Annotated in this window: 3 protein-coding genes; 1 reads left to right on the forward strand and 2 read right to left on the reverse strand. The window is 54.8% G+C overall.

The window, feature by feature from the left end; all coding sequences use genetic code 11:
- Positions 1 to 3,981, forward strand: a 3,981-nt coding sequence (gene sprA, locus Q0F21_RS04885) for a cell surface protein SprA (protein ID WP_297237927.1), incomplete at its 5' end; no start/stop codon positions are given.
- Here sprA and Q0F21_RS04890 read toward each other — a convergent pair.
- The gene (locus tag Q0F21_RS04890; protein WP_297237929.1) at positions 3,978 to 4,454 is read right to left on the reverse strand and encodes an Lrp/AsnC family transcriptional regulator; all 477 of its coding nucleotides are present in this window, start codon (positions 4,452 to 4,454) and stop codon (positions 3,978 to 3,980) included. The two genes, sprA and Q0F21_RS04890, sit on opposite strands and share 4 nt — an antisense overlap.
- 398 nt (positions 4,455 to 4,852) lie before the next feature.
- Positions 4,853 to 5,691, reverse strand: an 839-nt coding sequence (locus Q0F21_RS04895) for a TlpA disulfide reductase family protein (RefSeq protein WP_297237931.1), incomplete at its 5' end; no start/stop codon positions are given.

A 5,691-nucleotide genomic window follows, 5' to 3' on the forward strand; every position in this document is an offset into this window, starting at 1 on the left:
GATCCACTCTTAGTCAGGGACGGAGCGGCCGGGCAGCCGGCCAGTCTTGCCCGTCGGCAGGATATGAGACGTCAGCCCCTGGTGAGAGAGTATCGGATGGAGGAGCTCTTCCCGAGACGGGACCTCAATCAGCTTGGTACGCAGTTTATTCAGATGCTTAACCTCTCCTACTATCCCGATGAGCGTGGTCCTTATAACTACCGTACAGAGGGCTGGGTTGAGGGCGCCAAGCTCAGTCGGGCGACTGACAACTGGGCTGCCATTGCCACGCCACTCGAGGTACAGGACCTGGAGAAGGAGCGTATCACTTCCCTTGAGCTATGGCTGCTGGACCCTTACTACTCCCAACAAGATGCGCCGGAGGGGGATCTGCTGATCGATTTTGGGCGATTCTCTGAGGAGATCATACCGGATGGGGCACTGGACTTTGAGAGCAGTCTTCCGACTGTGACCACTCCCCATGGGCGACGGGCAGAGTCAGTCCCGCCAGTCCGCTCCTTCTCCTCGGATGGTATCGAGAGTCAGGATGTGGGACTGGATGGAGTCTCTTCCGGTGAGGAGCAGGAGCTATTTGCCGACTATCTCAGTTCGCTTCGGGCCGTTATTGATCCTGCCGCTTGGAGTAGGGGGGGGGTGACTCTCCCCGGCTCTCCACTGGAGGATCCCTCCGGGGATGACTACCACTTCTACCTCGGAGAGCGGTGGGATCGTGCTGAGGCAGGCATTCTGGAGAGGTATAAGTATATCAATGGTACGGAGGGAAACTCCCTCCCAAGGCTTATCCAAGGGCGTCCCTCGGCGTGGACCGACCTCCCGGACACTGAGGATCTCGATGGGGATGGGGTACTCACGACGCGAGAGAGCTTCTTCCGCTATCATCTGTCCCTATCTAGAGAGGGACTTCATCCCGGTGGTAAGTGGTATACTGGTGAAGTGCTGGTCAGGGAGGAGGGCAGCCAGCCATCGAGATGGGTCAAGCTTACCATTCCGCTCTCCAAGTACGATGCCACTATGGGGGTACATCCCAGCATGCAGGACATCAGTGCCGTGCGACTGACCTTAAGACGCTTCGAGCAGCCGATTCACCTTAGATGCGCTGCGGTTAGGCTCGTTTCTTCCCCCTGGCAACCCTACACCTCGACTGTAGACCCCGATCGAACCAATGCGGAGATCACCCTCCAGACCCACAGCCTGGAGGAGGACTCGGGTCGCTCTCCCATACCGTACGTTTCCCCAAGGGGCGTGGCAAGAGACAGACGCCCTGGGGCGCTCTCTCGAGTGAGATATGACGAGAAGGCGCTTGCGATCTCGATCCCGGACATGGCAAAGGACGAAACAGCAGCCGTCTATCGAGCCACCGACCTCGACCTTCGACACTATCGACAGCTAGTCCTCTATACTCATGCTGAGGGGGAGGTGAGGGATCAGGATCTGGAGCTTTTTATAAGGTTGGGGTCGGACTTCTCGTCCAATTACTATGAGTATCGCCATCCTCTGCAGGTGACTCCGCGGAGGGACTACAGCAAGATGAGTAATGGGGAGCTGCAGGATATCGTCTGGCCCGTCGCCAATGTCCTCCAGATAGACCTCAGCGAGCTGACGAGGCTGAAGGAGGAGCGTGAGTCATATGGTGGCGTGGATCGAAGTCAAGTCTATTCCCGGGGGAGGGTCTCCCTACGGGGGTACCCCTCCCTAGGCAATGTGACGGCAATACTGATAGGCGTCAGAAACAAGAGTGACGGGAGAGTCTCCGCTGAGGTTTGGGTCAATGAGCTGTCGGTATCAGGTGCCGGACAGATGTCCGGCGGTGCATGGCTCACCGATGTGAGCGCCACTCTATCAGACCTCGGGTCAGCGAGCCTTAAGGTGGGCAGTCAGAGTGCAGGCTATGGAGATATTAGGAGTGATGTGAGGCTTCAGAGACCGCTTTCTCACACCTACTTTGATCTTGAGTCAATGATTGAGTTAGGTAAATTGCTGCCTAAGCGGTGGTGCGTCCAGGCTCCGGTCAGATACACGCTGCAGGAGAATAGAAGTACCCCCCGGTATGACCCCTATGATACGGATCGACCATACAAAGGAGGCGAGCCGATCTACTATGAGTACTCCGATCGCCTCAGTCTAAGTAACTGGAGAGTGAGACCGGAGAGTAGTACCGCAGGCATTAAGTCTGACCTTACTCTCTCTTACGACTTAGCACATCACCGCAGACGCGACCCACAGACACTGGATCGGAGCAGTAGGCGCATGCACACCACCATCGACTACCTCAGCGAGAGCGGCACCGGAGATTATGTGCGGGTCCACAGTGGCTGGAACCGAGTATACGACTCCTCCCTCCTGCCCACACCGGGAGAGGAGATGGAGCGCTCCACTCAGGTCTATCGCAACTGGCTCTGGGATCGATCCCTCGGGGTGAAGTGGTCTCCTGCGAACTTCGGTTCGGTCACGATCCATAGCAATACTCTGGCACTCATAGACGAGACCCCATCCAGCATTGACCGTCGGGACCAGGACCTCTCCTTCCGCCTATTCTCCGAGCAGATACTACGCTCCATTGGTACCCTCGGTGTGACAGATAGATATCAGGGCAGATATACCCTCTCACTCCACACTCCCATGATGCGTCACCGACTTCTCCGTCCGGCTTATGTCAGCCTCACGTACAGCGGGGACTACTCCTGGAGGCGAGGTGTGATCGTAGGAGAAGAGAGTAGCGGGCATACGATCCGAAACGATGGGCGAATGGATCTCCTCCTTAGGTACAACCTCGCTCAACTAGCCTCTCAGGGAGATGTTCGTAAAAGTCCCGGTGAATTGCAGGTGAAGTATGGTCGCTATGGGGGAAGTACGATCCCTGGCTTCCTACCCGAGGCAGGTAAGGCCTTTGGGGTAGGGCGCCAGGAGAGTACGATCTCTCCCACGCTCGGGTATATGCTGGGGATAAGCGACTATGCTGAAGAGATCGACCATGCAGTGAGGTCAAAGTGGGTCAAAGAGGATCCCACCCTTAGTCGTCTCCCCTCCTACTTCGTCAAGGATGACCTCGCCTGTGAGCTGCGGCTTCGTCCACTCAGTGGCGTGACCGTGGATCTATTCCTTAGCCAGGTCCGAAGTCGCTCCTATATATGTAGTGGTGTCAGTGGCGATGGGGCAGAGATGATGGGGCGGCTCAGGATGTCTACCATTGGTCTTAGAAGAGATGCTACTGCGGAGATCCTGAGAGACTTGGCGAGTGATACCGATAGGGAAAGGGCTATTGGACTCTTCAGATCGCACTACCTCATCAGCCCCAAGGAGCAAAAGGGGCTCCCCTCGTCGCTTAATCTTCTCCCTAATTGGCTCATCACGCTGGATCTCGCCTCCCTCTCCGATGCGATCCGGTCTGTGACACCGCGCCTGGTCGTCAAGCATCAGTATCAGGGATTGCTTGAGTTGCCTGACTACCGACTAAGAAGTGATGCCACTCCTGAGAGTCCATACGATCTACAGACGATCACCACCTCGGACCACTTTGGTCCTCTGATCGGCGTAGAAGCCACTGTCCGTAAAGAGCTCACGCTCTCGGCCGCCTATATCCTAAACAACTCCCGATCCCTCCTGATCGAGAGCCTGAGACTCCTCACACAGACCGACCGACGTGGAGATCTCTCCGTCAGATATCAGGTCACCCTCCCTCCGCTCATCAGATCGGGCATCCCGATACTCTCATCATCGCAGACGTCACTAGAGAGTAATCTAAGCTACTCCTACACCCACACATCGCTGGAGGAGGCAAGTGTGCGGAGCGGGAGCCAGAGCAGGATACGTGGACTAGACTCACACAGCATGAGGCTCACGCTGGACTACCACTGCTCGAGTAGTCTCTCCATCAGAGGCTTCTGGAGAGAGGAGATAAGAAATCCCTTAGTCACCGGACACCAGTACCCCTACCGTAAGTCGTCTTACGGCGTGATGCTGATGCTAAATCTCCGTCCTTAGTCGATGTCTCGGAGGGGAATGGCAGATGTCTGCTTGACCACCCCGAGTACGAAGACACTGTCGAGACTGCCGATGCTATCGATGGTACCCAGCTTATTGAGTACAAAATTCTGGTACTCGGACATATCGTGAGTCAGGATCTTCACCATGAAGTCATAGTCGCCAGAGGTATTGTAGCACTCCACCACCTCGTCGAAGCCGATGATCTTGCTCATGAAGTCCTGTCCCATCTCCTGCGCATGCTTCTTGAGCTTAATGTTGCACCATACCTGGATGTTGTTGCCTGTCTTCTCCGGATTGAGGATGGCAACATACTTGCTGATATAGCCCTCCTGCTCCATCTTGCGCTGTCTCTCGAAGACAGGCGACTGAGAGAGTCCGACACGACTTGCGAGCTCCTTGGTGGTTATCTTCCCGTTTTTCTGGAGCTCTCTCAGTATTTTGATATCAATATTGTCTAAGGTGTAGCTCATAAACTGTTGTCTGCGTGATTGATGAGTGGGTGAGTCTTGTTTATGAGACAAAAATAAGCAAATCCTTGACATTTTCAGATATTTCTGCTCAGGCGAGGCGTTGAAGTGCTGCGAAACCATTCAACTCATTGCGTTTGATCGGATGTGCATGGAGGTTTCACTGGTGCAAATATACCACCTCCACCGGAGGAGGTTGTCTCACGGAGTCTCTAAGTGTCTCCTCCGGTCTCTTACTTACCGATTATGCAGACTGTGAGACTCATCGTCCGAGGAGCCTCGACTCCGCAAGAAAGACGACTCGGGGACTAAATTGCCTCCTTCTTTTATGTCAAAATAAGAGAGTGTGCTCCCATTAATGGGGGCACACTCTTTCTGACTTGCTACCGGGGGATGACGGACTAGAGCAGTCTGCTGAGTAGACCTCTCACTTCATCAAAGGAGGTTGCTCGTGTCACGATGTCTCCCTCAGCATTGATGAGGAAGAGTGCGGGGACAGAGCTGATATTGTACAGTCCGATGAGGGATGAGTAGACGCCATCCTTATCCCGGACGTTGTGCCATGGCTGCTTGACCACTCTATTCTTCCAGACATAGCTATCTGTATCGAAGCTAACCTGATAGATCCTCAGCCCACTCGGAGAGTAGGTCTCGTAGAGGCTGGCTATCTGACTCTGGTACGCCGTGCTCCAGTCTGTGTCCATAGAGGTGAAGCTGAGGAGGGTGACGTGTCCCTTAGCAATGTCTGAGAGACTGATCTCCTGACCATCGATGCCGGGGAGTGTGATGTCGAAGTACCCGATGTGGCGCACATCCTTACTTGGCAGAGAGTCCACCTGGGCGATCTCCCTGGCTGCCCGCTCCTGCTGCCGCACGACAGCAATGGATCGGAGGGCGAGGTTGTACAGGTGATCTCTGCGCTCACTATTAGGGTAGAAGGTGTCGTAGACATTAGCAACTGCCGCAAAGATCCTAGAGTCCTTCTTGTCGTAGATATTGAAGATCAGGTTGCCGTCGATCTGCTGGAAGAGTGCGAAGTAGGCAACAGGGGACTTGGGGTCCTCGAAGATCACCTCCTGTGCTATCTCCTTGTAGCTACCGAGGATGCTATCTCGGTTCTGAGCAAAGTCCGCATAAGAGATACTGCCGTCATCGTACTTCTGAACGAGATGCGACATGGCTACATTGGCATCCAGCTGTGCCAGCCAGACGTGCTTGATCTTCTCGGCCGGTATTGAGC

The sequence above is a fragment of the uncultured Porphyromonas sp. genome, assembly GCF_934359325.1.
Taxonomy (GTDB): Bacteria; Bacteroidota; Bacteroidia; order Bacteroidales; family Porphyromonadaceae; genus Porphyromonas_A.